General features: G+C 38.5%; 24 protein-coding genes. 15 read left to right on the top strand and 9 right to left on the bottom strand.

Annotated features, from left to right (window positions below; translation table 11 throughout):
* Nucleotides 1-34 precede the first annotated feature (34 nt).
* Complete coding sequence (locus ACOV1Q_RS13060; RefSeq protein ID WP_424494846.1) at nt 35-520, bottom strand: YciE/YciF ferroxidase family protein; 486 nt, start codon at nt 518-520, stop codon at nt 35-37.
* A gap of 194 nt (nt 521-714) precedes the next feature.
* Here ACOV1Q_RS13060 and ACOV1Q_RS13055 point away from each other — a divergent pair, with 194 nt between their 5' ends.
* Nucleotides 715-1,227, top strand: coding sequence for an adenine phosphoribosyltransferase (locus ACOV1Q_RS13055; RefSeq protein ID WP_424494845.1), 513 nt, complete (start codon nt 715-717; stop codon nt 1,225-1,227).
* A gap of 15 nt (nt 1,228-1,242) precedes the next feature.
* Here the strand turns inward: ACOV1Q_RS13055 and ACOV1Q_RS13050 are convergent, their stop codons facing one another.
* The 4 genes from ACOV1Q_RS13050 to ACOV1Q_RS13035 all read right to left on the bottom strand — a co-directional run bounded on the left by ACOV1Q_RS13050 (nt 1,243) and on the right by ACOV1Q_RS13035 (nt 5,072).
* A complete protein-coding gene (locus tag ACOV1Q_RS13050; protein WP_424494844.1) occupies nt 1,243-1,398 on the bottom strand; it encodes an SsrA-binding protein in 156 nt (51 codons plus the stop codon).
* A gap of 126 nt (nt 1,399-1,524) precedes the next feature.
* Entirely contained in the window at nt 1,525-3,645 is a 2,121-nt protein-coding gene (locus ACOV1Q_RS13045; RefSeq protein WP_424494843.1) for a M56 family metallopeptidase, read from the bottom strand.
* Entirely contained in the window at nt 3,645-4,004 is a 360-nt protein-coding gene (locus ACOV1Q_RS13040) for a BlaI/MecI/CopY family transcriptional regulator (protein ID WP_424494842.1), read from the bottom strand. The genes ACOV1Q_RS13045 and ACOV1Q_RS13040 overlap by 1 nt, the downstream gene beginning before the upstream one ends.
* Nucleotides 4,005-4,067: 63 nt before the next feature.
* Complete coding sequence (locus ACOV1Q_RS13035; RefSeq protein WP_424494841.1) at nt 4,068-5,072, bottom strand: carboxypeptidase-like regulatory domain-containing protein; 1,005 nt, start codon at nt 5,070-5,072, stop codon at nt 4,068-4,070.
* Nucleotides 5,073-5,183: 111 nt separating this feature from the next.
* Here ACOV1Q_RS13035 and ACOV1Q_RS13030 point away from each other — a divergent pair, with 111 nt between their 5' ends.
* From ACOV1Q_RS13030 to ACOV1Q_RS12980, 11 genes are all read left to right on the top strand, one after another.
* Nucleotides 5,184-6,131, top strand: coding sequence for a calcium/sodium antiporter (locus ACOV1Q_RS13030; RefSeq protein WP_424494840.1), 948 nt, complete (start codon nt 5,184-5,186; stop codon nt 6,129-6,131).
* 120 nt (nt 6,132-6,251) lie between these two features.
* On the top strand, nt 6,252-8,438 hold the full coding sequence (locus ACOV1Q_RS13025; protein ID WP_424494839.1) for a glutamine synthetase III family protein: 2,187 nt from the start codon (nt 6,252-6,254) through the stop codon (nt 8,436-8,438).
* Nucleotides 8,439-8,943: 505 nt separating this feature from the next.
* Complete coding sequence (locus tag ACOV1Q_RS13020; protein WP_424494838.1) at nt 8,944-9,783, top strand: M57 family metalloprotease; 840 nt, start codon at nt 8,944-8,946, stop codon at nt 9,781-9,783.
* Between the two features lie 182 nt (nt 9,784-9,965).
* Nucleotides 9,966-11,063, top strand: a complete 1,098-nt coding sequence (locus ACOV1Q_RS13015) for a hypothetical protein (RefSeq protein ID WP_424494837.1) — start codon at nt 9,966-9,968, stop codon at nt 11,061-11,063.
* A 779-nt stretch (nt 11,064-11,842) separates the two neighbouring features.
* Nucleotides 11,843-12,823: a hypothetical protein gene (locus ACOV1Q_RS13010; protein WP_424494836.1), complete on the top strand. Its 981-nt coding sequence runs from the start codon at nt 11,843-11,845 to the stop codon at nt 12,821-12,823.
* Between the two features lie 200 nt (nt 12,824-13,023).
* Nucleotides 13,024-13,554 carry a hypothetical protein gene (locus ACOV1Q_RS13005; protein ID WP_424494835.1) on the top strand — a complete coding sequence of 177 codons (531 nt, stop codon included), beginning with the start codon at nt 13,024-13,026 and terminating at the stop codon, nt 13,552-13,554.
* A gap of 156 nt (nt 13,555-13,710) precedes the next feature.
* Nucleotides 13,711-14,466 carry a CsgE family curli-type amyloid fiber assembly protein gene (locus tag ACOV1Q_RS13000; RefSeq protein WP_424494834.1) on the top strand — a complete coding sequence of 252 codons (756 nt, stop codon included), beginning with the start codon at nt 13,711-13,713 and terminating at the stop codon, nt 14,464-14,466.
* 14 nt (nt 14,467-14,480) lie between these two features.
* Nucleotides 14,481-14,882 carry a curli production assembly/transport component CsgF gene (locus ACOV1Q_RS12995; RefSeq protein ID WP_424494833.1) on the top strand — a complete coding sequence of 134 codons (402 nt, stop codon included), beginning with the start codon at nt 14,481-14,483 and terminating at the stop codon, nt 14,880-14,882.
* A 12-nt stretch (nt 14,883-14,894) separates the two neighbouring features.
* Nucleotides 14,895-16,259, top strand: coding sequence for a CsgG/HfaB family protein (locus tag ACOV1Q_RS12990; RefSeq protein WP_424494832.1), 1,365 nt, complete (start codon nt 14,895-14,897; stop codon nt 16,257-16,259).
* 27 nt (nt 16,260-16,286) lie between these two features.
* Nucleotides 16,287-17,789: a carboxypeptidase regulatory-like domain-containing protein gene (locus ACOV1Q_RS12985; protein WP_424494831.1), complete on the top strand. Its 1,503-nt coding sequence runs from the start codon at nt 16,287-16,289 to the stop codon at nt 17,787-17,789.
* Nucleotides 17,790-17,935: 146 nt separating this feature from the next.
* On the top strand, nt 17,936-19,117 hold the full coding sequence (locus tag ACOV1Q_RS12980) for an AIR synthase related protein (RefSeq protein WP_424494830.1): 1,182 nt from the start codon (nt 17,936-17,938) through the stop codon (nt 19,115-19,117).
* A 107-nt stretch (nt 19,118-19,224) separates the two neighbouring features.
* On the opposite strand, the gene ACOV1Q_RS12975 is transcribed toward ACOV1Q_RS12980, so the two are convergent.
* Nucleotides 19,225-19,716, bottom strand: a complete 492-nt coding sequence (locus tag ACOV1Q_RS12975) for a peptide-methionine (S)-S-oxide reductase (RefSeq protein ID WP_424494829.1) — start codon at nt 19,714-19,716, stop codon at nt 19,225-19,227.
* Nucleotides 19,713-20,372: an ATP-binding cassette domain-containing protein gene (locus ACOV1Q_RS12970; protein ID WP_424494828.1), complete on the bottom strand. Its 660-nt coding sequence runs from the start codon at nt 20,370-20,372 to the stop codon at nt 19,713-19,715. Before ACOV1Q_RS12970 ends, ACOV1Q_RS12975 begins: the two co-directional genes overlap by 4 nt.
* A 390-nt stretch (nt 20,373-20,762) precedes the next feature.
* Between ACOV1Q_RS12970 and prfA the strand changes: the two genes are divergently transcribed.
* Genes prfA through ACOV1Q_RS12955 form a run of 3 tightly spaced genes read left to right on the top strand, consistent with a single transcriptional unit; the run spans nt 20,763 to nt 23,567 of the window.
* Nucleotides 20,763-21,839, top strand: coding sequence for a peptide chain release factor 1 (gene prfA, locus ACOV1Q_RS12965; protein ID WP_424494827.1), 1,077 nt, complete (start codon nt 20,763-20,765; stop codon nt 21,837-21,839).
* 59 nt (nt 21,840-21,898) lie between these two features.
* Nucleotides 21,899-22,708 carry an orotidine-5'-phosphate decarboxylase gene (pyrF, locus tag ACOV1Q_RS12960; RefSeq protein WP_424494826.1) on the top strand — a complete coding sequence of 270 codons (810 nt, stop codon included), beginning with the start codon at nt 21,899-21,901 and terminating at the stop codon, nt 22,706-22,708.
* A gap of 46 nt (nt 22,709-22,754) precedes the next feature.
* Entirely contained in the window at nt 22,755-23,567 is an 813-nt protein-coding gene (locus tag ACOV1Q_RS12955) for an ABC transporter substrate-binding protein (protein ID WP_424494825.1), read from the top strand.
* Here ACOV1Q_RS12955 and ACOV1Q_RS12950 read toward each other — a convergent pair.
* Nucleotides 23,543-23,731, bottom strand: a complete 189-nt coding sequence (locus ACOV1Q_RS12950) for a Lacal_2735 family protein (protein WP_424494824.1) — start codon at nt 23,729-23,731, stop codon at nt 23,543-23,545. The two genes, ACOV1Q_RS12955 and ACOV1Q_RS12950, sit on opposite strands and share 25 nt — an antisense overlap.
* Nucleotides 23,732-23,887: 156 nt before the next feature.
* Entirely contained in the window at nt 23,888-24,595 is a 708-nt protein-coding gene (locus ACOV1Q_RS12945; RefSeq protein ID WP_424494823.1) for a DUF4197 domain-containing protein, read from the bottom strand.
* Between the last annotated feature and the right edge of the window lie 171 nt (nt 24,596-24,766).

The raw sequence follows: 24,766 nt of genomic DNA, 5'->3' as shown, positions 1-24,766 counted from the left end.
AAGATTGTATACAGCCTCTTAAGTATTAGGTAGCTTATTTCTTTGCCTCCTTGTTAAGACGCTGCTCTGCCATTTTAGTAAGCAAATTATCGGTTTTATATTCTTCGTCAAGCGTCTTTTTAAGCTTTGCAGCAATGTCTTCGTGGCCAAGCTCCTTTGCATAGCGTGCAGCGGTACCGTAGCCTGAAATCTCATAATGTTCAATCCGTTGGGCTTCGGCAATTAGGCCGGCATCTCGCACATCTTTTTCTGTATCTTCTTTAAGGAAAGATTCAGCTTCTTTCACCAAACCTTCCATGGCTTTACATTTTTCTCCTGTTGGCTTAATTCCAAGACTGTCACAAATTTCTTCAATTCTCTTCTTGTGCTCTTTTGTTTCCTCGAGATGCTTTTCAAAAGCTTTTTTCAGCTTCTCATCATCGGCATTTTGCACCATTTTCGGTAAAGCTTCAATAAGCTGGGATTCAGCACTGTAAAGATCTTTTAACTGGTGCTCAAACAGGTCTTTTAGATTTTTCATTTTCTTCTTTTTTTGTTTTACCTAATTTAGAGACTAAGCCTTTTAAACGTAGTTAAATGTCTAATAAATCTTTGTTGTTATTTTATTAATCCACATACAAAAATGGCAATTGGGAAGAGGTTTTATATCCCTTTTTTCACGCCCTTTTTCTTACTGCGGAAAAGTTTAACTTCGCAACTTCAAACCTTCTGAAAATGAAATTAGAAACATATATTAGAGACATTCAGGACTTTCCAAAGCCCGGAATTGTTTATAAAGATATTACCCCATTACTGCAAAATCCTGAAGCAATGCGGGAAGGGGTGAAACGTTTCCTGGAAAATCTGGGTGACGTGAAGATTGATAAAGTAGTGGGAATCGAGTCTCGCGGATTCTTTTTCGCTACGCTACTCGCAGAAAAGCTAAATGCAGGTTTTATTCCTATTCGGAAACCGGGAAAATTGCCGTTCACGACGATTAAAGAAAGCTATTCCCTCGAATATGGGACAGATACGCTAGAAATTCACAGCGATGCAATCCAAAAAGGGGAAAAAGTTCTCATTCATGATGATGTGCTTGCCACGGGAGGTACTGCGGCCGCAGCCTGTAAACTTGTGGAGGATTTGGGAGGTGAGATTGTACAGCTTAATTTCCTCATGGATCTGGACTTTCTAAAAGGAAGGGAAAAGCTTGTGCCGCACAATGTAACTTCTTTGTTTACTTTTTAAAGATGGCAAAAAAAGTTATTTTTCTAAAGAATTTTTGGTTACCCATAACCTCCAGCCAATCACGGCTTTTTGGAGTTTACTGGCTTTGGCTAGATCCAGTTGCTTTTTTGAATAACTGGGAAGAACTTTCCTGTTTATGCCCGATAAAACCTTGAAAAATGTCTTTTTCATACCTAATTTCTTTTATAGTAAATATAAAAAGAACATTTGATTCTCTGTTATTGAGATTATCTAATAGAAAAACAGCCTTTCTGCAAAATTGAAAAGGCTGTTTTAAAACAATTTTATCGTTAAAAGTTACTTTTTCAAGGTGATTTCGAGCACACCCTTTTTGGCTTTTTCTCCGTATTTTTTAATCGCTTTATCTCCTTTAAGGACGGTAATTGATTCTACATTGGTGTGATCTATACTGTCCGTATTAAAATCGTTTTCTTTCACCTCGCCATCTACGACGATTAGAAGATCAAGCGGTCCAGAAGAATCTGGGGTAATTAGCTTCACAATGTTTTTATCTGTGTGTTTATCATCCTCAAAAGTTATTTTCTCAATTCGGTAAGAAACCTTGCCATTTTTCGCGCTGCCTGCTGTTGCTGCGGCCTGGCTTTTGCTCATTTCTTCATTGGATTTAAGAGTTACCTCCAAAACGCCATTTTCTGCCTTTTTTCCATATTTTTTGGTGGCATTTTCTCCTTTCAGCACATTGAGATGCTTCATTTTTTCAGGGTCAAGTTGATCCAATTCAAAATCTTCTTCCTGGATCTCCCCTTCAATGACCACCAAAGGCCTGGCATTTTGTAAATGAAAGTTTTGATTTTTATTTTCTTGAATTGCTATGATATCTTCAGCTTCTGGAATGATGTTTTCTCTAGCTTTCCTAACTTTGGGTTTTGAGCTGTTTTTGTTCTCCTCAGGATCGTTTTGAAGCTGAATAAGCGCAGGCGCATTTCCTTCTTCAATCTGAAGGAACAATCGTGATACGGCTTTGTTCTTAGCATCAATTTGCTTAAGTTTCTGTCCAAAATCAGGAATGATTTTGCCATTTTTGACAACTACGACGCCATCCCTTGCTGCTTTTCCATAAAGTTTAATGGCTTCCTCGCCCGGTAGAATATTCATTTCTCCTTCTACCTGCAAATGTTTTCCCGAAAGTGCTTTGGTTGTATATTTTTTGTCTCCAATTATATAAAGTGGATTCGCCCCAATCTTTGAGAAATCTGAATCATGAAAATCTTCTTTTTTATCAAAGGAATTAGAGCTGGTTCTAAACCCAGTTCCTTGCTTGTTGGAATAAATTTCAAAGGGAGAAATTCCCTCGGAATTGTTGAGGCTCATGTTTCCCGAAGCTCCACTCAGTTCTTTAAAACTGGCAGAAACGCGAATAAGGAAACCTTCTTTTGAAGACTCCAGATCGTCAAAGGAAAGTTCAATATGCTGCTTCTTGAAAATTTTTTCTACCTCCTTCAGGTGAGCCCTTGTAGAGTTTTTATTAATGGTCGCAGAAATTTCAGTTTCAAAGACAACAGGCGAAGAAATGGAATCATTTGTAGTAATCTGCGCTTCCGTTTTTACATTAAAGGCGAACAGAAAAAGGAAAATAAAAGGAAGAACTAAGCTAAGCTTCCAAAAATGTGGTTTTTGAGTGGAATTTTTATTAAGCATGAGAATTCTTTTTTTTAGAGAGGATTGATAGAATTGATTTGCCAGCACCGGTTGCAAGTCGCCCATTGATGCCTTTAAAATGGCTTTTTGGTAAGCTTTTTTAGAAGGAGCTACAGCAGCAGTTTCCTGGTCTGCCAAATATTCCAGGTTCTGGATGAGGCTGTTCCTGTACCATTTGTTCAACGGATTGAACCACAATAAAATGCATAGCAAATTAACAAATAGAACATCTATGGAATGCCATTGCCTTGCATGCGTTCTTTCGTGCTTCAATATCATTGCCAGTTCTTCAGGAGAATGGAAATGAGGATTATATACGATATATTTAAAGAAGGAAAATGGCTGAATTTCCGCGGAAGAAATACAATAAATAAACCCATTTTTCTTTATTTTCTGCAGCCCGGAAGTGAGCTTGTAAAGATTGTAGAAACGATATGCCAGGCGTGCCAGTAATAGGGCAACAATGCTGAAATATATTATTTCCGCAATCTGCCACCAGTCTGTTATGACGGGAGGACTGGAAATTAATTCCGCTGTGCTGTTTAAACTTTCAAAATTTAGAATAGGTGCGGTTCTTTCTACGTAAACCTTCCGGGTAAATTTGATGCCCGGCAGGAGGAAGGAAGAGAAGATACCTCCCAGGAGAAAATAGCGGTTAAAGCTAAAGCTGGTATCATTTTTCAGGAGCAGAAGGTAGCCAATTAAAAATATGGAGGAAAGTGCAGCCGACTTTAGAATATAGATTAAAAAAGATTCCATTACTCCTTTTTTTCGATGATTTCCAATATTTCTCGCAATTCTTCGGCGCTAATTTTTTCTTCTTTAGCAAAAAAGGAAACCACACTTTTATAGGAACTGTCAAAAAAGCGTTTTGTAGCCATATTCATAAACTGCTTTCGATATTCTTCTTTGGTAACCACGGGGTAATACTGGTGGGTTTTGCCAAAAGCGTGGTGATTTACATATTTTTTTTCCTCAAGGTTTCGAACAATCGTAGAAACCGTATTATAATGGAGAGTAGAATTTGGCATTTCTGCAATAATTTCTTTTACAAATGCCTTTTCCAGCTTCCAGAGAACCCGCATGATCTCTTCTTCTTTGTTGGTCAATTTTTCCATTGGTGAGTATTTATCTGGATTTAAATATAACTGAAAAAATAGTTATAGAACTATAAGAATCGTTTATTTTTCTAAATTATAATTTAGAGGCAGCAAATGGGAAATTCGCTTTGTAGACATTTCTCCGCTAAACAAAACAGAAACAGGAGGGGTGTGATTTCCGAAGTGGTCAATCAAAAATGGAGAGGTGGCCTGAATACCCGACTGCTCTAGTTCCCCGTATAAAATGCTAAGTTTATCTGCAAGCAAAGAAATCTCCATGCCCTCTTCTGTAAGATTGAAGTTAAAATGTTTATAAGGGGGCACCTGAAACCGGTCGTGGAAGATTCGAAAGTTGTTTTCTGCGAGCGACTTTTGGGAGAGGGATCTCATAAAATGCAGGGAAGATCCGGTATAAGTTCTTTCACGATTTTTAAGATGTTTTTTCCTTGTGCGGTTCTTTAGTTCGGAAAAATAACTGAAGCCCTGATACAAAACCATATGGGTGAACCGAAGTCCGGAGCTACCTGTACTGAATTTTACTGTAAAATTTTCGAGTTCATAGCGCACATTATACCCCAGGAATCGGTTTGATATAATGAGAGGCTCGGTGGCGACAGCAGTAAGTTTTTCAGTAGAGGGGCTGTAGTAGAGACGTAGCACTTCCTCATTTTTGATCTTTACCTTTTTGGCTTCGGGAGTATTGCCCAAATATTCTCTTCGGAAGATTGCTAGTTTCTTTCTTCTGCTCCAGGGGTCGGGCTCAAGGATAACTTCTGCCAGCTCCTCCTGTTGTTGCTCAAGATACATTGGCGGGAGTAGCCCTGAAATATTTGGGGAAATGCTTATCATCTTTGTTTTGTATCCAAGAAAACTAATCACCAAAGTAGCTTCTCCCGGATATCTTTGAATACTAAAGGCACCATTCTTATTCGTACTGGTGCCAATATTTGTACCATCATAATATACCGAAACTGCTTCTAAAGCAGTGGAATCATTGCTTTGAAATATATTTCCAGTTATCATTTTTTGAGCGGTAGCAGTTAAGGCGAAGCTGAACAAGGCGAGAACGAAGAGAAGATTTTTCATAAGAAATGCGTTGGCAACTTCAAATATAACGGTTTTTATAGTTTTACAACTATTTGTGTAGTTATATTCCTAAAGAATATAATCCTTTATCTTCGCAGGAAAATTTTATCTATGAGCATTTTTTACGTTCTTCTTGGTCTTGTTTTACTGGTAGTGGGAGGAGAATTTTTGGTAAGAGCATCTGTAGCGATTTCTTTTAAGCTGAATATTTCCAAAATGGTCATTGGATTGACAGTGGTCTCTTTTGCGACCTCGGCACCAGAACTTTTAGTAAGCCTGCAAGCAGCGCTTACCGGTTTTTCAGACATCTCTTTAGGAAATGTGATAGGATCAAATATCGCTAATCTTGGACTGGTACTTGGAATTACTGCGATCATTTCGCCCATTGTAGTTGATCGTGATTTCTACAAATTCAATTGGCCGGTAATGATGCTTTTTTCAATTGTGTTATACTTTTTTCTTCTTTCAGGAAATACGCTTTCCAGAGAGGAAGGTATTGGGCTGGTAGCGACGATTCTAATCTATTTATTTTTTCTTATTCGTCGCGCTCGCAAATCCAGAGAGCCGGAATTGGAGGGGCTGGACCCAGATCTTGAAGTGGTATCAAACTTTAAAATGGTCATTTGGTTAATTATTGGAGGTGTGGCTCTATGGGGTGGATCTGAATTCCTGGTTACCGGCGCTGTTGATCTAGCTACTATGATGGGAGTTAGTGAACGGGTGATCTCTGTAACTATGATAGCAGTGGGAACAAGTGTGCCAGAACTGGCAGCATCTGTCATTGCTGCATTAAAAAAGGAAAAGGCGCTCTCGCTAGGTAATTTGATAGGTTCTAATATTTTTAATATCGCCTCAGTACTGGGGATCACGGCATTAATCCAGCCAATTACGGTTAAATCTGAAGCTATTCTAACGAATGACATTTTCTGGATGATTGGATTTGCTTTCATTTTAATTCCCCTGGCTTTTCTTCCGAAGAAGTTTGAACTTGGAAGATTCAAGGGAGCGATTTTATTTGCAGGATATGTAATTTTTATAGGGTTAGCTTTTGCGGAGTAGAAATTTAAGGGGGTTAAATTGAGAAAATATTAAAAATGCCTTAAATAACCCGGCAAATGCATAGGGGTGTGAAAAAATATGTAGTTTTGTTGCTTTACAAATTAAAGCAATACCACAACTATGTCTACACTACGATTTCAAGCTCTCAAAGAAACATTAAACCGGAAACCGGTTGAAATAAATGAGACCGAAAGACGGTCAGAATTATTTGGACGCAACGTTTTTAACGAAAGCGTTATGCGACAGTTTCTTACGAAGGAGGCGTATAAAAGCGTCATGGATGCTAATATTACTGGCAAAAAGATTGATCGTACAATAGCAGATCACATTTCGACCGGAATGAAGGAATGGGCGATTTCTAAAGGTGCGACTCACTACACTCATTGGTTTCAGCCTCTTACAGGTTCTACTGCAGAAAAGCATGATGCCTTTTTTGAGACTATTGGCGATGGTCTTGCGATAGAGAAGTTTGGTGGCGGAGCGCTTGTGCAACAGGAGCCAGATGCTTCCAGTTTTCCAAATGGAGGAATAAGAAACACTTTTGAAGCTCGTGGTTATACAGCATGGGATCCAACTTCTCCTGCATTTATTTACGGTACAACTTTATGTATTCCGAGTGTATTCGTTTCTTACACCGGAGACGCACTGGATTATAAAACCCCTCTTTTGCGGGCATTGCAGTCTGTAGATCAGGCGGCAACAGCAGTAGCAAAATATTTTGATAAGAATGTTACAAAGGTTCAGGCAACACTGGGGTGGGAACAGGAATATTTCCTTATCGATTCGGCCCTGGCTGCTTCCCGGCCTGACCTACAGTTAGCTGGAAGAACTCTTTTAGGGCACTCTCCTGCAAAAGGGCAACAGCTGGATGATCACTACTTTGGTTCCATTCCTTCGAGAGTAATGTCTTTTATGAGGGATCTGGAAAAGGAATGTATGTTATTAGGAGTACCTGTAAAAACCAGACATAACGAAGTAGCACCCAACCAGTTTGAACTTGCTCCTATTTTTGAAGAAGCTAATCTCGCTGTAGATCATAATTCTTTATTAATGGATGTTATGAAGAGGGTCGCTGAACGTCATGACTTTATGGTTGTATTTCATGAAAAACCTTTTGCAGGAATTAACGGAAGTGGGAAACACAACAACTGGTCCCTGAGTACTGATACCGGAACAAACTTATTGGGTCCAGGATCTACTCCAATGAAGAACCTACAATTTTTGACCTTTTTCATCAATACCATTAAAGCAGTAAACGATAATGAGGAGTTGTTAAGGGCGACAATTGCAAGTGCTTCAAACGACCATCGTCTTGGAGCAAATGAAGCTCCGCCCGCTATTATTTCCACTTTCATAGGATCTCAATTGACAAAAGTCCTGGACGAACTGGAAAAAGTAACAGATGGAAAACTTTCTCCCCAGGAGAAAACGGACATCAAATTAAATGTCGTAGGGAAAATTCCGGAAATTCTTCTGGACAATACAGATCGTAACCGGACTTCTTCCTTTGCATTTACGGGAAATAAATTTGAATTCAGGGCTGTAGGTTCCACTGCAAACTGTGGTCAACCAATGACAGTTTTAAATGCTATAGTTGCAAAACAATTAATAGAATTCAAAACACAGGTAGATTCTCTTATTAAGGACAAGAAAATGAAGAAAGATGATGCTATCTTCAACGTCTTGAGAGAATACATTAAAAAATCCAAAAACATACGCTTCGAGGGTGACGGTTATGGAGAAGCATGGGAAAAGGAAGCTGGAAAAAGAGGCTTAAGTAATAATAAGACAACTCCGGAAGCTTTAAAATCTTTAATTTCTGAGAAATCAATTTCGCTATTTGAAGAACTTGGAGTAATGAGCAGAGTAGAGGTTGAAGCGCGACACGAAATAGAACTTGAAGAATATGCGATGAGAATTCAGATAGAAAGTAGGATTCTTGGGGATATTGCCAGAAATCATGTAATTCCAACTGCTATACGGTATCAAAATATTCTTTTGAAGAACGTTCGTGGATTAAAAGAAATCTTTGCTGATGACTTTGAAACGCATTCTAAAGAACAAATGGCGATTATAAAGGATATTTCTTTGCATATCGAAAAAATAAACACTGGTATTACAGATATGATTCAAGCTCGTAGAGAAGCCAATAAATTAGAGGATGCAGAAGAAAAAGCATTTGCGTATTGTAATGAAGTGAAAGCATATTTTGATAATATTCGATATCATTGTGATAAATTAGAGTTATTGGTAGATGATGAACTTTGGCCACTAACCAAGTACAGAGAATTACTCTTCACGAGGTAAGAAATTTCCTTGTAATTATTTTTGTAGTCACTAACGCACATAGCTCAAGAAGAGCTTGGTGTTAGTGGCTTTTTTTATTTGAATAAAGCTCTAAAATGGAACGATTCCCATTATAAAACCCTGATGATACGTAAGAAATAGACTACATGCATGTAGGAATTATGGTACTTTTAAAAATTTAACATATGGTGGTTTTGTAAGCAATTTCCTATTTCATGGCATTATTAGTAATTTTCCTTTTTTGCCTCTTATCGAAAAATTAAAACTCGGTGATCCTCGGGTTTTCTTTTTATATACATTAGTAAAAGTTTTGTAGGTCACTGATTGATCGACTTATAAGACTGATGTCATTTATACCTCCCCCTGTTGTGATGATGGGTTCTGAATTTAGAACATGAACCTGGAAGAAGGTTTCCTGTATTAGATTACCTCGCAAATATAATCCGGAAATCTAATTTTAAACATTGTGATCATTGAATTATAAACAAACTAAAAACCAAAAATTATGAAAAGTAGTAAATTTTTAATGTTTTTAATGGGGGTGGGGATTATGTCACTTTCTTCCTGTCAAACAGAAGAAGTGGAAGAATCTTCAGAAGTGGAGTTGCAGGGATTAGAGATAACCCAAGAAGTGGTTTCCAAAGTAAAGGCTCTAAATTTTAATCCTAAGGAGATAGAAGTCGGGGAAATCATGTTGCCTAATGGAAGTAAGCAGCAGGTGTTCTTGCTGGAAGGTGATATTGCTATGAGTCCAGAAGAGTTAACTAAAATGGCTCCTTTAGATATAACTTCAAAACAGTATCGCACCTACAACCTCGTTCAGGCACCAAGAACTATAGATGTTATTGGATTCATGGGAGGATCACAGGCATTGACAGCTAAGCAGCAAGAGGCACTTGAAAATGCTATTTCCGAATATAATTCTCTTGACCTGTCTTTAAATTTTACATTAAGGTTCGGACTTGATTATCAAACCGCGGATATTGTAGTATTTCAGAATCCCAATGGTGAAGTTGGAGGAGTGGCAGGCTTTCCTGGTAATGGTGATCCATACCAATTTGTACAGATCTTCTCAGGAATGGAAGACTATAGTTTAGGTGTAAATCAACACGTAATAATTCATGAAATTGGGCATACCCTTGGATTACGACACACTGATTGGTTTACTAGACAAAGCTGTGGAAGACCGAGTTTTGGTGAATTAGCGCACCCATCAGGAGCAGTACATATTCCCGGGACTCCTCGCCGTTATGATCCTACATCAGTCATGCTTTCCTGTTTTTCTATTGCAGAAGACGGTGAATTTGGACCTTATGACATAGTAGCTTTAGAATATCTTTATTAAGCTTAATAAGCAGAAACTAACACTCTGAAATATTTATTCTGCACGTTAGTTTCTGTTTCCAATTAAACCCTAAAAATCAAGAATTCTTTTTCCTCAATATGTGGGGCAGGAATTCTTGTGGCAAAAACCTACTCTTTTTTGGCAACTCAAATCAATTAATTAATCAAGTAAATTTTTAAAAAATGAAAAAAGTAATTTTAGGAACTGCTGCCATCCTTTGTGGTACTGTAACATTTGCACAAAGCAACCAGAGTGACGTAGATCAACAGGGAAATTCCAACAGTGCACTTGTGACCCAAATGGGAATGGGGAATATTTCGGAAGTTCTACAAACGGGTGGTGATGCAGGTGAAACCGCGAACCATGAAGCGACAGTAAATCAAGATGGAGTTTACAATGAATCTTATCTTGAACAACACGGTGATGATCAGATCGTTTATGTTGATCAAACCGGGACTTTAAATTTGTCTACTGCCTACCAGGAAGGATCTTCTAACCTTGGGGATATAGATCAGAATGGTTTTCTTAATACCTCAACTTTGTTGCAGTCTGGAGATGCTGGCAGTACAGAGCCTAACAATGAGGCTGTTATTGCTCAGAAGGGTGATTTTAACACAGCGGATGTTTATCAGGTAGGAACATTAAATTCTTCAGAGGTTCTTCAGGAAGGATATAACAACTTTAGCTATGTTACCCAGGTTGGTAATGAGAACTCAGCTTCCAACACGCAGTGGGGAGATTCCAATACCTCTGAGCAGTTACAGATAGGAGATGACAATACAGCAGTTGCCCAGCAGGGAGAAGCACTAACAGGCTGGAGAAGCTCTATTTTAGGAAGTGTTCTACAACAGCAAGAAGGAAATGAGAATGATGCAAAAGCCACGCAAAGAGGTGAAGGTCATACTGCTTTACAAGCCCAGTTAGGGAACGATAATGAAGCGGTAAGTTATCAGGGTAATTATTACAATTTCTCAAGGCAGTACCAGGAGGGAAATAATAATTACGCCAGCTCACAACAGTATTTTGAAGGAAACCTATCTCTCCAGGAACAAACAGGAGATGATAACCGTGCAGTATCGAGACAAACTGGCGTAGGATACAACACTTCAATAATTACTCAGGGAGGAAATAATAATGAGACGCTGCATGTTCAAAGAGGAGAATTGAATTTCGCTCAGACCAGCCAAGTTGGTGATTTTCATCTAAGCACGGTAAGGCAAACGGGAAATAATAATTATTCAAACGTAATACAGTCAAATGTGGCAATTGTGTATCAATAGCTAAGTAATAATCCTTTAGGCAATATAAAGCCGTTCAATTTTTATGTCAAATAAAAATTGAACGGCTTTATATTTGACGGTAAGATATTTATGGCTTATTATTCCTTAATGTTCTATTTAAATTTCTTTAGGGGGGAAACCTGATTGGGAAAACAGAATTGAATCTTCTAGGGCATAAAGGGTCAGAGATTAATATTTTTAGAAAAAGTTGTAACATGGGTTAACATGAAATTCTTAAAGAATCTTCTATCGAAATTGGAGATTTAGTAAAGCATGTGATTCTTATTTCTGAGTAAAGAGAGTGCTGTTAAATCTTGTTGAGTATATAAAATAGATGAGGTAAGAGTCTTCCTCCAAATGAAATATTATAATCATGCTCATTTGGCTGTAATTAAATATACTTGGGTATGACTCAAATCTTAAAAAATTGTAAAATATTACTTATAAGTATAAAAATACTGCCAAAACTCCTTATTATGTAAGAATTGACTGACATGAATTTTAATAATTGTGTTTTAAGGAATTTTTAACAAATGTAATTTTCTGTATGTATTTTCTTGGTTGACATAAGAAAACCGGGTTTTTCCCCTTTTGCACTTTATCGAAAAGTTTGGTAATCATGTTTTTAGCAAATGTGATTTACATAGATTAGCACTGTGAATGAGAGATAATTCTTCCTCTACAAAATATAAATCTCCTTCGCGCTGAAGATTGAAGATGCCGTTACAATTGACCCCCGCACAAAATTGTAATTTATTAACCATTCTAAATATTTTATTATGAAAAAAGTAGTTTTAAGCGCAGCAGCGCTAATGTGTGGAGCAGTAACATTTGCTCAAACAAGTCCAACCGAAAATTCCAGTGATGTTGAACAAGTCGGTTACATGAATGAATCAACAGTTTCACAAACTGGTCAGAACACAAGTTATGTTGATCAAGAATTCAGGGAGAACTCTGTTTCTGTAACACAACATGGTAACAACTGGTCAAGCATTGATCAATCCGGAGATGTTAATGCTCAAAGAAGTAGTGGTTTTGGTAATGAAGCTACTGTCGATCAATACGGGGGAGAGATCGCTTATCAAATATCAGACATTGATCAAGAGGGAGATGGAAATTTTGCTGATGTTGATCAAGACGGTCAGGATAACTATTCAGATATTACACAAGGGAACAATCAGCAAGCTGAAGACAACTGGGCTACAGTTATCCAAAATGGTGGTACTATGGCCGGAGATGGAAACACTGCAGTGGTTCTTCAGAGATGGGATAACAATAGAGCTCATGTAGAGCAAATAGGAACTAACAACAGTGTCAATCTAGAACAGGCTGCAGCACCAAATCAATCATCAGGTAACTGGGCTGATCATTATCAGAATGGGGACAATAACTCTATAGTTTCTTTACAAGAAACAACTCAAGTAACTTCAATTCAATATGCGGGATATTCTAATGGCGAATACGTGAGGCAAACGGGAGATGATAACAGCTCATGGTTACACCAGAATGGAGAAGGAAATGCTTCTATTGTATTGCAATCTGATGGAGCCTTGAATCAACCTATTTCCTCGGATGGAATTTCTAACAAGGCTCACGTGACACAACTTGGGCAATTTAATGGATCTTATATTTCTCAAGGAATGGAAGGAGTTACATCAGATAACACTGCTACGGTTCATCAGTCTGGGAATGGCTTAAATTTAAGTTCTATTTCTCAATTAGGTGGTAATACTGCAACTGTTACTCAAGTAAATCCATAATCTTGCAATCAATTGAAATTTAGTTCATAAATTGTTAGGAATAATGATTATATAATGCTCAAGAGGCTGTCGCGAGAGTTTGTTTCTGACAGCTTCTTGTCATTATTGAAAATTGTAGTAAATCAAGTCAGACAAATAAGAGCAAATTTTTCGATATTATTGATTTATTAAAAAATTATTTTTCCAAAAAATTGAGTTCTATGAAAATTCAAAAATTTAAAATATTAACTTTTCTTCTTCTACTAGTATCTTTTGCAGGATATTGTCAAAAACCGGGTTATTCTTCAAATGTAGAATTGGGCTCTTTTATAAGCAAACATGATTTGTTTTCAGCAAAATATGTTCAGGAAAGAGAGGGACAGGATTTAAATAATATTTCTAATCCTCAGGTGAACAATCAAATATTCATTTCGCAAGTAGGTGAGGAGAATTATATGAGTACTAGAATATCCTCTTCTAATGCTATAGTAGATCTAAAACAGAAAGGAAATAACAATAATTTAAACATAGACCTCACGGCGAGCACAATTCGTTATAAATTAACGCAGAACGGAAGTAATAACATCTATGAAGACTTTGTATTCGATCCAACTGCTGAAGTGCAAGTCGATATTATAATGCAAGGTAATAATAATAGTTTTAAAACTTTTGGTTCTAATTCCATAGGGAATAAATTACAATTTAATATGACTGGTAATTCGAAAACAATTTTGGTTAGGAATTCTCAATGATTATTAAAAATAAATTTGAATACTAGAATATTGTATTCTCACCCAGTTAAATTCCATTTTTTAATTGACAATGGATGAAAATTATATATTCCTGTCATGTACAACTTTTTCCATTCTAAAAAATACATTAATTTGTTAGAGCAAAACTCATGGCATTTGAAATACACCAAAATCTTTGGAGTCATTTTATTATTACTTCCATTAGGTGTGATGCAAACTGCCTTGGCTCAAAATTTTAATTCTGAAGTTGAAGCTGGAATAATTGCAACAAATTCCAAAGACGGTGTACTGGATGTAATTGGTACAGCAAAAAATCGTACAGAAACCACTTATAGCCTCAGGTACGAATTATCGGTAATTACCAATAACATCAAGGGCAGTAACTCTTCTAAAAATTCCCAAACTGGTCATTTTACTCTTGAACCTTTTGAAACTAAAGAATTATCTTATACTTCTTTTTCCATTAGCTCTAATAGCCGAACGATTCTTTTGCTCCTCCTATACAATCAGGATGATGAAATAGTGGGTACAGATCGTATAGTTTATAATGCTGAAGAAGAGAGTAATGTGGGGGATCATTTGTCTTATCACAAAAAAAATGAAGGTATTCAGCTTGCCGGAATTGTAACAGATCGGACAAAGACAAAACCGGGTAAAGATTTCTACGGTTTCTTCTACCAGCAGTACAGTCTGGGCCAAAACCAGGGAAACAAGTTGATCGAAATCGACGAAGTGATAAGCTTTGGAAGAACCACCAAAATTATTGTGAGAGTGGAAGATAAGGTTGTTTATCAATTCTTTGCCCGTCCCAAACTAGATTACCTGAAGGAGCAGGCCGATGTAGCATTAAGACAGGTAAATAGATATTTTGAGTACCTTGACAACCGCAATGAATATATAACCCAATATTAACCAAACCTACTAATATGAAACTATCACTCTTTTTATTCTTGCTCTTTGGGTTGTCAACGATGCATGCTCAACAATTGACATATGCCCCAAAAAACCCAGCTTTTGGGGGAAACCCATATAATTCACAGTGGTTAATGCAATCTGCAGAAGCACAAAATGCATTTAAGGACCCAGAAGAAACATCGAGGTTTCAACAATCGGAATTGGAGAAATTTAGTGCCAGTTTAAATTCGCAGCTCTTAGGGCAAGTTTCCAGGAGTATGTTTACTAATAAATTTGGTTCTGATGGTCTCTCTCCTGGAACCTATACCTTTGGTAGCTTAGCTGTAGATATCTATGACTCAACGGAAGGGCTTGTAATTAATATCCTGGATACCAATACAGGAGAGCAGACTCAAGTTATTATACCCAATTAACCTACAATTCTTATGAAAATTTTAAAAAGTACACTTTTTGTTGTACTTGCCTCCCTTCTTACATCCTGCGGTGCTTATTTTAATCAGCCCATTGACGTACAGGAAGCTCGAATAGGCGAAAGTACAGATATTACCCAATCCCTTCGTAACCTGCCACTCCCGGCTGAACCAGTGGTGGTAGGGGTTTATAACTTTCGGGATCTTACCGGTCAATATAAGCCTTCAGAAGTTGGAAGTACCTTTAGTACGGCTGTAACACAGGGTGCAACTGCCATTCTTATCAACGCACTGGAGGATTCCCGTTGGTTTACTCCAATTGAAAGAGAGAATATTGGAAACCTGCTTAATGAACGTAATATTATTCGTTCTACCCGACAGGAATATCAGGGAAATTCCAATCAACCACAGGTTCCACCTTTACTTTATGCAGGTATACTTTTGGAAGGAGGAATTGTTTCTTATGACACCAATATTATTACGGGTGGTATGGGAGCCCGTTATTTTGGGGTTGGAGGAAGTACACAATATCGACAGGATAGGATTACCATTTACTTAAGGGCAATATCAACTTCTAGTGGGAAAATTCTGAAAAATGTCTATGTTTCAAAAACAATTCTTTCCCAGGCAGTAGATGTTAGCTTATATAAGTACGTAAGCTTTCAGCGATTGCTGGAGGTAGAAACAGGTTTTACGCGTAATGAACCGGTGCAGCTCGCTGTCAAGGAAGCCATCGAAAAAGCAGTTGAAGGTCTCATTGTAGAAGGCTTGAAAGATAAATTATGGAACACAGAAGATGAAGCTCAGGCTCAGGTACTCATTTCGGAATATGAAGAAGAAAAGGAGGAAGCCGGCCTTACCGAATTATATGATCGAAAATTAACAGAGCGCAACTCGAATGGATATTTTGGGGTGAATTTTGGAGCTACACTCCTTAGCGGTGACTACTCCAGTAGTTCTCCCGGATTTTTAGGAGAAGTGGAGTACAGCCATCAGCTAACACCTGCTTTCTCGCTTAATGTTGGCGGCAGTTTTTTTGAGTTAAGCAACGGCGGATCCTTTCAGGAGAAATTTGCCGGAGCCGATCTTAATGCGCAGTTTAAGATTCTTCCAAAAGATAAACTTTCTCCTTATATATATGGAGGGCCCGGCTATGTGTTTTCTTTAGCCTCTGATGTTCCTGAAGATTTTTCCTCTTCATTTTTTAAACTTCAATATGGGCTGGGAGTAGAATATTTTCTTTCCGAAAATATCGCATTGAAAGCTTTTGGCGAACATAACCTTAGCTTTTCTGATGAAGTAGACTACATGGTTAATGGTAAACGTGATGACTTCTACTTCAACTTTGGTGCAGGAATTAACTTCTACTTTGGCAATTAAAGACCTCAAACCTCAAAACCTCACACAATGAAAACTTTAAAATATATTCTTACGATGCTGGTACTGCCGGCTATGTTTAGTGGCTGCAGCGAAGATACTATTGATGACACCGGCCTTGGTACCATCACGGGAATGGTCGTGGAAGAAGGGACCAATGAACCTGTGGATAATGCACGCATTTCCACTAACCCCGCCACAAGTACCATTTTTACTGACGAAAATGGAGAATTTATTTTGCAGGATATACCTGCTGATGATTACTCTGTGGAGGCTCGAAAAGAGGGATTATTGACGCAGTTTGAAGGAGCATCGGTCATGGCAAATACAACCGTAAATGTCATTTTTGAGATGCAAACCGAAACATCAGGAAATAAACCACCTCAGGCACCTCAGGTTGTTTCTCCGGAAGATAAGGCACAGGATGTAAGCACTACTGTAGAATTCAGTTGGTCTGCTGTAGATCCTGAAGATGATGATCTTACTTATCAACTTGAAATCAGAAACGACGAAGACGAGGAAATTTTTATGTTTGATAAAATTACAGATACTACTTATACGGTAGAAGGGCTAGATTTTAATAACAAATATTTCTGGCAGGTGCGTGCTTCAGATGGAGTTAACAGTGAAGTACTAAGTCCGTTGTACTCTTTCAGGACAATGGATGTGCCTGAAACCAACCGAATCCTTTTCACTCGCATCGTCAACGGAAATTCAGTGATTTACGCTCGTGATATGGAAGAGAATGAATATAGACTTACTTCACCAAACCGCAGTAGCTTCAGGCCGCGAAAAAACAACGCAAGTAATAAAATAGCTTTTTTAAGAGTTGTAAATGGCGAAAATCACCTTTTTACAATGAATTTAGATGGAACAGGTCAGCGGCAGGTTACTTCTACCATTCCGGTGAAAGGATTCAGCCTTAACCAGGTCGATTATTCCTGGGCAAACGATGGTGCATCACTAGTTTATCCAAACTACAACAAGCTCTATCGAGTAAGTGCTTCAGGCGGCGGTACGACAATGATTTATCAAACACAGAACGGAAAATTCATTACTGAAGTTGATGTAAGTGATAATAATGAAATGATTGCTTTGATAACAAACAACAGCGACGGTTACAATGCAGATATCTTTACAATTAATTTTGATGGTAATGTGCTTTCAGAAGTGCTTTCAAATGTTTCAGGTGCTGTGGGAGGCCTTGATCTTTCTGTAAGAGGCGACATGTTGCTCTTTACACAAGACGTTTCAGGATTTGAAAATGATTCCTATAGAAGATTAGATTCCCGCCTGTTCCTGTACAACTTCAATACAGGGGAGACAATAGATCTTTCTCTTGAAAAACCGGACGGAACAAATGATCTTGATCCACGATTTTCTCCAAATGAGGCACAGGTCATTTATGTAAATACCTCTAATGATGGTATTTCTCAAAGGGATATTTATACCATTAACCTTGAAGATACCGATGTTGACAGCGAAAGGAGAGAGTTGTTAATTGAAAATGGTTTCATGCCAGACTGGGAATAAAATTTAACCAACTATAACCATAAAGCGTTGCCGGAATTCCTTTAGGCAACGCTTTTTTATTTCCTGTACCCTGCAGTGAATGCACTTTAGAAAAGACTTTAATGGTTTTGCAAATCTCTGTATCTTTGCGCTTCTAAAATTTTATTATGGGTCAGGAAGTAAGTAAAAGATATGCGCAGCGCGGCGTTTCAGCAGGAAAGGAAGATGTTCACAATGCCATCAAAAAAGTGGATAAAGGTCTTTTTCCAAAGGCTTTTTGTAAGATCGTACCCGACTATCTTACCGGAGATCAAGATTCTTGCATCATTATGCATGCAGACGGTGCCGGCACAAAATCTTCACTGGCTTACATGTACTGGAAAGAAACGGGAGATCTTTCTGTCTGGAAAGGGATCGCGCAGGATGCGCTTATCATGAATATTGATGATCTTCTTTGCGTAGGCGCGGTAGATAATATCATGCTTTCTTCTACTATTGGCAGGAACAAAAATCTCATTCCGGGGGAAGTGATTTCGGCCATTATAAATGGTACAGAGGAATTACTTTCAGATCTCAAAGACTTCGGAATAACTATTCATTCCACCGGTGGGGAAACGGCCGATGTCGGGGATCTTGTGCGGACCATTATTGTAGATTCCACAGTTACGGCCAGGATGAACCGTAAGAACGTGATCGATAACGCCCACATTAAACCCGGAAACGTGATCGTGGGCCTTTCTTCCTTCGGAAAAGCTACTTACGAGAAAGAATATAACGGCGGAATGGGCAGCAACGGATTAACTTCTGCAAGGCACGACGTGTTCAGCAACTATCTGGCAGTAAAATATCCTGAAAGTTTTGATTCAGAAATTCCCAATGAATTGATCTACGGCGGATCAAAAAACCTTACAGATCCTGTAGAAGGAAGTCCGTTGGATGCAGGGAAACTGGTGCTCTCTCCTACCAGAACCTACGCGCCAATTATCAAAAAAATCTTTTCAAAATATTCGAATAAGGAAATCCACGGAATGGTGCATTGCAGTGGTGGCGCTCAAACCAAAATACTGCATTTTATAGAGAATTTACACGTGATAAAGGACAATCTCTTCGAAGTTCCCCCTTTGTTTAAGCTTATTCAGCAGGAAAGTAAAACTGACTGGAAAGAAATGTACCAGGTTTTTAACATGGGGCACCGTATGGAACTTTATGTGGATGAAAGCATAGCTGAAGACATCATCGCGATTTCAAAATCATTTGATGTTGATGCTAAAATCATTGGTAAAGTAGAAGCTTCTGAAGAGAAAAAGCTCACCATTAAAAGTGAATTCGGCGAATATAGGTACTCTTAAAATGACATTTCCGGAGCAGATTATTTTCACAAGCTAAGTAGGATTGAGAAGAAAAAGAAAATCTGAATTTATTAGGATACATTTAAGCTGATGTTCCAAAAATGACATTATTTCTGCTCTTTTTGGAATCTTTCCTGCAATAGTTTGAGCTTTGGTTCAATATATCTTTGGCAAAAAGGCGCATCGGGATTTTTCCTGTAATAATCCTGAATAGCTTCCCGTGAAGGTTTAAACTCCTCAAATGGCAACACCTGTGTAATAATTCTTTCCGAAAATCCTTTCTGAAGTTCCAAAAGTGCCATTTTAGCTTCTTTTTCTTCTTCTGAAGTAAAAAAGTAAACTGCACTTCTATATTTTTCCCGAAAGGAATGGTTGGAAGTCGCATTGTGGGTGTTGATGTGAACTTCCAGTAGATGCTTTAAAAATCCCTTTTTTGGAAGGTAATGTACAATCACCGCTTCTGAAAAAGAGGAAGCGGCGCCTTTAGAAGCAATATAGCCCTGCTCCACTTTTTCTACGCCTTTAACCGCTTGAAAAACGGCTTCGGTACACCAGTGGCAGCCCCCTCCAAATCCTATTTTTGCTGTTTTTGTGGTCAAAGTGTATTCGGGCTAAGGTATTTATGATTTTCCAGTTCTTTGGGGTCTAAAATGAGATTTGAACATCCGTTTTTCAGCAGGTAAAGATCATCGGCCATTTCAATGATGTGTCGGTATAAATGATCTGTCATGACAATGGCTTTTTTCTTCTTTTCAGAAATGATGATTGCTTTTAGCTTTTCAATGTAAATGGGCGCAACGTGCGAAAATGGCTCGTCTAGCAACACCAGCCGCGACGGACTTTTAAGGCTCAGGTAAATTTCTGCCACTCGAATCTCCCCACCCGATAATTCATGGATCTTGTGATTTGCATACTTTCTGAAGCTTTCAAAATTTTCTGCAAAAAGATTCCAGTCAACCCTATATAATTTGAAAATTTTCTTCAGCTTTAAATGCTGCGGAATTAGAGAATGTTGAGGGAGGTATTTTACCAGGCCTGTACTAAAAAGTGGCTTTAAATGCGGAGAATTATCAACTCTTACCAGTTTGTTGTGTGGTTGCAGGCATCCAAAAAAGATCTTTAAAAGACTGCTTTTTCCGGTGCCGTTAGCACCTAATATTCCGGTGATCTTTCCGGCTTCAGATTTTAGATAAACGCCCCGCAGAATGTTCTTGCTGCCAAAATTCAGCTCTATGTTATCAATTTCAAAAGTCATAATAAATCGTTGAAAAGATAGATAGTGAGCACGATGGCGATATCATATATGAAGCTCAGGAAAAAGAGCTTTACAGTGGTAATTTTTAGATTGTTGTAGAAAATGAGCTTTTCACCTCTTTCAGAAATTTTGTATATCCAGTAAATGAGGAAAGTAAATATCAACTTATAGGTAAAGGCGAGACCTAAAGGTATCTGAAACCCAAGGAAAAGAAAATTCAGCAGAAGTGAAAACCAGATGAATTTTCTGTAAAATGAAAATACTAAATGCAGGAGTGACAGCATACTATAAACATACTAAAAAAAGAAGAAAATCTTACGGGAGTTTTCAAAGGGGATAATTTAAATCCAATCAAATTATCGTAAATTTGTGAACTTATAAGCAGATGTTATGATTGAGAAACTAAATATTGTAAAGCAACGCTTTGATGAGGTGAATGATTTGATCATCCAGCCCGATGTGATTGCCGATCAAAAACGATACGTAGAATTAAATAAGGAATACAAGGAACTGAAGGCGCTCATGGACGAGCGGGAAAAATATATGACCCTGGTCCAGAACATTTCTGAAGCTGAAGAGGTGATTTCCGACGGCAGTGATCCCGAAATGACCGAAATGGCTAAAATGCAGATGGAGGAAGCCAAGGAAGAGTTGCCTGAACTGGAAGAAAAGATAAGGATGATGCTTGTGCCTAAAGATCCTGAAGATGCAAAAGATGTGGTGATGGAGATTCGAGCCGGGACAGGTGGGGACGAAGCCAGTATTTTTGCGGGAGACCTTTATCGTATGTACACCAAATATATTGAAAGTAAAGGCTGGAAACATAACATCGTGGATTTTAGTGAAGGTACCAGCGGCGGATTCAAAGAAATTATTTTTGATGTAACCGGCGAGGACGTATACGGAACCATGAAATTTGAAGCAGGCGTTCATCGTGTGCAACGGGTTCCCCAAACTGAAACTCAGGGAAGGGTGCATACCTCTGCCGCCACGGTGATGGTATTGCCCGAAGCCGAGGAATTTGATGTGGAAATTGACCCTAAAGATGTACGTATAGATTATTTCTGTTCATCGGGACCGGGTGGGCAATCTGTGAATACCACATATTCCGCAGTGCGTTTAACACATATTCCAACAGGACTTGTTGCCCAGTGTCAGGATCAAAAATCCCAGCATAAGAATAAGGACAAGGCCTTTAGAGTACTACGTTCAAGGTTGTATGAGCAGGAGCTGGCGAAGAAGATGGAAGCCGATGCAGCAAAAAGAAACTCCATGGTTTCCAGTGGAGACAGGAGTGCCAAGATCAGGACGTACAATTATGCGCAGGGCCGGGTGACAGATCACAGGATTGGTCTTACACTTTACGATCTTTCCAACATCATCAACGGGGATATTCAGCGAATTCTGGATGAGCTTCGACTTGTGGAAAATACAGAGAAACTCAAGGAAAACTCAGATGTTTTCTAAAACATAATTCAAAGCTGCCGCAATTCTTCGGCAGCTTTTCTTTTTTGAATCAAAACCTTATGACCACCCAGCAGCTTGTAGAACAAATCAGAAAGAAAAAATCATTTCTCTGCATAGGTTTAGATGTTGATCTAAATAAAATTCCGAAGCATCTATTGGACAGCGAAGATCCCATTTTTGAATTCAATAAAGCCATCATTGGTGCCACGCATCATCTCGCCGTTGCCTATAAACCAAATACGGCCTTCTACGAAGCGCATGGGGTAAAAGGCTGGCAGGCACTGGGGGAAACGATCAAATATCTTAATGAGAATCATTCTGAAATTTTCACCATTGCCGATGCAAAAAGGGGAGATATTGGTAATACTTCGGGCATGTATGCGAAAGCCTTTTTTGAAGATCTGGACTTTGATTCTGTAACCGTGGCGCCTTATATGGGCCGGGATTCCGTAGAACCATTTTTGGCGCACAAGAATAAGCACACGATTTTGTTAGCTTTAACTTCTAACGAAGGCGCATTTGACTTTCAAACACAGAAAATTTCTGAAACAGAACTCTACAAAAAGGTGCTGCAGGTTTCCAAAAGCTGGAAAAATTCAGAAAATCTCATGTATGTGGTTGGCGCCACAAAAGCCGAATATATTGCTGAGATAAGAAAGATCATACCACATAATTTCTTTCTTGTGCCCGGCGTAGGTGCACAGGGAGGAAATCTGGAAGAAGTCTGCAAATTCGGTATGAATGATAATGTTGGGCTGTTGATCAATTCTTCCCGTGGAATCATTTATGCTTCAGAAGGAAAAGATTTTGCTGAAGCGGCAGCGCTTAAAGCTGAAGAGGTACAGCAGCAAATGTCAGCGCTCCTTTAATTGCTGCTGAATATTCCCTGAAATCTGAAACACCTAGATTCTAAAAATGGCAAAAACGAGGAAGATTCTTGATCAGTTAAACAGGGAAATGGAAATTTCTGGAACACCCTGCCGAATTGTTTCTTTAGTACCTAGCCAGACCGAACTTTTAGTAGATCTTGGGCTAAAAGATGACATTTTGGGCATCACGAAGTTTTGTGTGCATCCAAAAGAGCTGCGGAAGGAGAAAAAAATTGTCGGGGGAACTAAAAATGTACATTTCGACCGGATCAAAGCCCTGGAACCGGATATTATTCTCTGTAATAAAGAAGAGAACACTAAAGAAATGGTATTGGAACTTGAAAAAATTGCTCCTGTGCATGTTTCTAATATTGAAAACCTGGACGATTCCCTGGAGTTGATAAGGCAATATGGGGAAATCTTTAAAGTAGGAGCAAAAGCTTCAGAAATAGAAGAAAAGATCAGGATTCGTTTTAATGATTTTCAAAACTTTATTCAGAAGAAATCTTTTCGAAGAGTGGCGTATATGATTTGGAAGAAACCTTGGATGGCGGCCGGGAAAGGAACTTTTATCAATTATTTACTGGAGATAAACCGGTTTCAAAATGTCTTTTTAGAAGAGGAATCACGATATCCAGAGATAAAATTGTCAGAAATGGAAGAGAAAGATGTGCAGCTATTGATGCTTTCTTCAGAGCCTTTTCCTTTCAAAGAAAGCCATAAAGAAGAACTTAAAAAAGAACTTCCCGGTGTTGATGTGATCCTGGTGGATGGTGAATATTTTAGCTGGTATGGCTCCAGGCTAATAAATGCCTTTAAATACTTTAAAAGCCTTCATTTGTCTTTACAAAGCTCCTGATGCTCCATATGCCTTATTTCCTGAAGGATTTTACAGGCTTTATCATTTAAAAGGTCACTTCTTGATTTATCTACCAGAGCAATTTCGTAGGCCCGGCGCATGAGAATGGAATACTTCTCTCGTAATCTATCGAGGCTGGTACGTGGTTCAAATAATCTAAACATGTGCATTTCAATCTATTAATACAAAGATATCTTTCATAAGGTGGAAGTGGTATTAACCATCAGTTAAGATTATGGTAAAATGTGCTCGATTTATACCTTTTGTTGTTAAAATATTTACATTTAAAGTATTGATAATCAGTTTGTAATGGGTTGAGGTCAATCTTGTAATGCAAATACTCTTTTTAGAAGATCTGTAGTTCGAGCCGAAAATTGGGTTCTGATTTCTTTTTCTTCAACGGCGATCATCGTAAAAACCCCTTGCAGCGCTTCCTGAGTTACATAGTCGGCGAGATCGGGGTTTACATTAGAGGAAAGAGGGAGGCTGTTATACCTGTTAATAATATTGGTCCAAACCTGCGTGGCTCCAACTTTGTCCAGGGAATTCTGTACCACGGGATTAAAGCGAGTGTACAATTCATCACTGGTTTTTCCTGAAAGATAATTGGTTGCCGCACGATCATCACCAAGTAAAATGTTCCGGGCATCTGTAAACGTTATTTCCTGCACAGCATTTACAAAGATAGGAGTGGCTTCTTTCACAGCTTCTTCGGCTGCGCGATTTAGAACTTTCAAACCTTCATCTGCAAGAGCGTCCAGGCCCACATCGCTTAGGGTGCGATCTACCTTTTGAAGTTCGGGCGGCAGGGTGATCCTTACCAGTTCATTTCTGAAGAAGCCTCCTTCTGCGGTAAGCTCGGTGACGCGGGTGTCAATTCCTTTTTGTAGTGCCTGCTTAAGTCCGCCGGCAATTTCCTGATTTGAAATTCCGTAGCCGCCTTCCTGTGGAAGTTGACTTGCAATTTGCTGTAACTCGGCACAGGATGAAAATGAAATTATCAGTAATAGTAGTAGAAATTTTCTCATTTTTTCGCTTTTTTCAAAGATATCGAATTATAGGAGGAGGAAATCATAAACAAAAGTTAGAATGGTGTTTCAAGAAGTTTGGCTGTTTATGTCATTTTTGAAAAGAATTAGAATAATGGATACTTCATTCCGAAATTCGTAAATTGCAGGCACTAAATATTAAAATTCAGC

Source organism: Salinimicrobium maris, from assembly GCF_049680855.1.
GTDB lineage: Bacteria > Bacteroidota > Bacteroidia > Flavobacteriales > Flavobacteriaceae > Salinimicrobium.
Note: the sequence above shows the minus strand (reverse complement) of the source record. Positions and strands in the feature narration are given on the sequence as shown.

What these genes read in the sequence shown, in the direction of transcription:
- ACOV1Q_RS13060 (WP_424494846.1), bottom strand. Translation starts at nt 520, where the DNA reads ATGAAAAATCTAAAAGACCTGTTTGAGCACCAGTTAAAAGATCTTTAC.
- ACOV1Q_RS13055 (WP_424494845.1), top strand. Translation starts at nt 715, where the DNA reads ATGAAATTAGAAACATATATTAGAGACATTCAGGACTTTCCAAAGCCC.
- ACOV1Q_RS13050 (WP_424494844.1), bottom strand. Translation starts at nt 1,398, where the DNA reads ATGAAAAAGACATTTTTCAAGGTTTTATCGGGCATAAACAGGAAAGTT.
- ACOV1Q_RS13045 (WP_424494843.1), bottom strand. Translation starts at nt 3,645, where the DNA reads ATGGAATCTTTTTTAATCTATATTCTAAAGTCGGCTGCACTTTCCTCC.
- ACOV1Q_RS13040 (WP_424494842.1), bottom strand. Translation starts at nt 4,004, where the DNA reads ATGGAAAAATTGACCAACAAAGAAGAAGAGATCATGCGGGTTCTCTGG.
- ACOV1Q_RS13035 (WP_424494841.1), bottom strand. Translation starts at nt 5,072, where the DNA reads ATGAAAAATCTTCTCTTCGTTCTCGCCTTGTTCAGCTTCGCCTTAACT.
- ACOV1Q_RS13030 (WP_424494840.1), top strand. Translation starts at nt 5,184, where the DNA reads ATGAGCATTTTTTACGTTCTTCTTGGTCTTGTTTTACTGGTAGTGGGA.
- ACOV1Q_RS13025 (WP_424494839.1), top strand. Translation starts at nt 6,252, where the DNA reads ATGTCTACACTACGATTTCAAGCTCTCAAAGAAACATTAAACCGGAAA.
- ACOV1Q_RS13020 (WP_424494838.1), top strand. Translation starts at nt 8,944, where the DNA reads ATGAAAAGTAGTAAATTTTTAATGTTTTTAATGGGGGTGGGGATTATG.
- ACOV1Q_RS13015 (WP_424494837.1), top strand. Translation starts at nt 9,966, where the DNA reads ATGAAAAAAGTAATTTTAGGAACTGCTGCCATCCTTTGTGGTACTGTA.
- ACOV1Q_RS13010 (WP_424494836.1), top strand. Translation starts at nt 11,843, where the DNA reads ATGAAAAAAGTAGTTTTAAGCGCAGCAGCGCTAATGTGTGGAGCAGTA.
- ACOV1Q_RS13005 (WP_424494835.1), top strand. Translation starts at nt 13,024, where the DNA reads ATGAAAATTCAAAAATTTAAAATATTAACTTTTCTTCTTCTACTAGTA.
- ACOV1Q_RS12995 (WP_424494833.1), top strand. Translation starts at nt 14,481, where the DNA reads ATGAAACTATCACTCTTTTTATTCTTGCTCTTTGGGTTGTCAACGATG.
- ACOV1Q_RS12990 (WP_424494832.1), top strand. Translation starts at nt 14,895, where the DNA reads ATGAAAATTTTAAAAAGTACACTTTTTGTTGTACTTGCCTCCCTTCTT.
- ACOV1Q_RS12985 (WP_424494831.1), top strand. Translation starts at nt 16,287, where the DNA reads ATGAAAACTTTAAAATATATTCTTACGATGCTGGTACTGCCGGCTATG.
- ACOV1Q_RS12980 (WP_424494830.1), top strand. Translation starts at nt 17,936, where the DNA reads ATGGGTCAGGAAGTAAGTAAAAGATATGCGCAGCGCGGCGTTTCAGCA.
- ACOV1Q_RS12970 (WP_424494828.1), bottom strand. Translation starts at nt 20,372, where the DNA reads ATGACTTTTGAAATTGATAACATAGAGCTGAATTTTGGCAGCAAGAAC.
- prfA (WP_424494827.1), top strand. Translation starts at nt 20,763, where the DNA reads ATGATTGAGAAACTAAATATTGTAAAGCAACGCTTTGATGAGGTGAAT.
- pyrF (WP_424494826.1), top strand. Translation starts at nt 21,899, where the DNA reads ATGACCACCCAGCAGCTTGTAGAACAAATCAGAAAGAAAAAATCATTT.
- ACOV1Q_RS12955 (WP_424494825.1), top strand. Translation starts at nt 22,755, where the DNA reads ATGGCAAAAACGAGGAAGATTCTTGATCAGTTAAACAGGGAAATGGAA.
- ACOV1Q_RS12950 (WP_424494824.1), bottom strand. Translation starts at nt 23,731, where the DNA reads ATGTTTAGATTATTTGAACCACGTACCAGCCTCGATAGATTACGAGAG.
- ACOV1Q_RS12945 (WP_424494823.1), bottom strand. Translation starts at nt 24,595, where the DNA reads ATGAGAAAATTTCTACTACTATTACTGATAATTTCATTTTCATCCTGT.